Raw genomic sequence first — 1,908 nt, 5'->3', positions numbered from 1 at the left:
AACGTCAACGCACCTCGGCGAGTTGTTCGAGAATGGCGGGGTTTTCGAGCGTGGAGACGTCCTGCGTGATCGCCTCGCCCTTGGCCAACGAGCGCAGCAAGCGTCGCATGATCTTGCCCGAGCGCGTTTTCGGCAGGTTCTCGCCGAAGCGGATCTCCCTGGGCTTGGCGATCGGGCCGATCTCCTTACCCACCCACGCGCGCAGCTCGTTGGCGAGCTTCAAGGCCTCCTCGCCTTCAGGGCGCGTCCGCTTGAGCACGACGAACGCCACCACCGCTTCGCCCGTCGTGTCGTCCGGACGCCCCACCACCGCCGCTTCCGCCACCTGTGGATTGGCCACCAGCGCCGATTCGATCTCCATCGTCCCCAGCCGGTGCCCCGACACGTTCAGCACGTCGTCGATGCGGCCCATGATCGTGAAGTAGCCCGTCGTCTTGTCACGCACCGATCCATCGCCCGCCAGATACAGCCGCCCGCCAAGCTCCTCCGGAAAGTAGCTCTTCTTGTAGCGCTCCGGATCGCCCCAGATCGTGCGGATCATCGCCGGCCACGGCCGCTTGATCACCAGGATTCCGCCCTGCCCGTTCGGCACATCCTGCCCCGTCTCGTCGACGATCGCCGCCATGATCCCCGGCAGCGGCAGCGTGCACGAGCCCGGCACCAGCGGCGTGGCGCCCGGCAGCGGTGTGATCATCTGCCCGCCCGTCTCCGTTTGCCACCACGTATCGACGATCGGACAGCGCCCCCCGCCCACGTTCTCGTAGTACCAGACCCACGCCTCGGGGTTGATCGGCTCGCCCACCGTGCCGATCACGCGCAGCGTCGACAAGTCGTAGCGCTTCGGGTGCACCGCCGCATCGGCCTCCGCCAGCTTGATCAGCGAGCGGATCGCCGTGGGCGCCGTGTAGAAAATGCTGACCTTGTGCCGCGCGATCATGTCCCAGAACCGCCCGCCGTCCGGATACGTCGGGATGCCTTCGAACATCACCTGCGTCGCGCCGCACGCAAGCGGCCCGTAGGCGATGTACGTGTGCCCCGTCACCCAGCCGATATCGGCCGTGCACCAGAACACGTCCTGCGGCTTCAGATCGAACGTCCACTTCATCGTCTGCGCGGCCCACAGCAAGTAGCCGCCGGTGCTGTGCTGCACCCCCTTGGGCTTGCCCGTCGAGCCCGACGTGTACAGCACGAACAGCGGATGCTCCGCGCTCACCCACTCGGGCTCGCACGTGGGCGCCTCGCCCTGCGTGATCTCGTGCAGCCACAGATCGCGCCCGGCCTGCCACTGCACCGCGCCGCCCGTGCGCCGGTACACGATCACACTTTTCACCGCCTCGCACCCGCCCATCGCGAGCGCCTCGTCCGCGATGTGCTTCAGCGGCAGCGCCTTGCCGCCGCGCATCTGCTCGTCGGCCGTGATCAGCGCCACCGCGCCCACGTCGACGAGCCGCTCGTTGAGCGACTTCGACGAGAACCCGCCGAACACCACCGAGTGCGTCGCACCGATGCGCGCGCACGCCTGCATCGCCACCACGCCTTCGACCGACATCGGCATGTAGATCACGACGCGGTCGCCCTTTTCAATGCCGCGCGCCTTCAGTGCGTTGGCCAGTTGGCACACCCGCTGCAGCAACTCGCGGTAGCTCACGTTCGTCACCGTACCGTCGTCGGCTTCGAACACGATCGCCGTTTTCTCGGCGTTGCCGAGCTCGATTTGCCGATCCAGGCAGTTGTACGACGCGTTCAACTCGCCGTCTTCGAACCAGGTGTAAAACGGCGCATTCGATTCGTCGAGCACCTTCGTGAACGGCTTGTGCCACGACAACGTCTCGCGAGCGAGCTTCGCCCAGAATCCTTCGTAGTCGTGCTCCGCTTGCTCCATCAGCGCGCGGTACGCGTCCATTCCGG

At 66.5% G+C, this 1,908-nt stretch carries 1 protein-coding gene; it reads right to left on the bottom strand.

Going from position 1 to position 1,908, the window contains the following annotated elements; genetic code table 11:
- Positions 1-4 precede the first annotated feature (4 nt).
- Positions 5-1,908 (bottom strand): acetate--CoA ligase (gene acs / locus GWC77_RS27515; protein WP_173262585.1); only part of this gene is annotated, 1,904 nt, incomplete at its 5' end.

Origin of the sequence: Paraburkholderia sp. NMBU_R16, assembly GCF_013282575.1 — a bacterium.
Taxonomy (GTDB): Bacteria; Pseudomonadota; Gammaproteobacteria; order Burkholderiales; family Burkholderiaceae; genus Trinickia.
The sequence above is the reverse complement of the archived record's forward strand: the minus strand, read 5'-3'. Positions and strand labels throughout refer to the sequence as shown.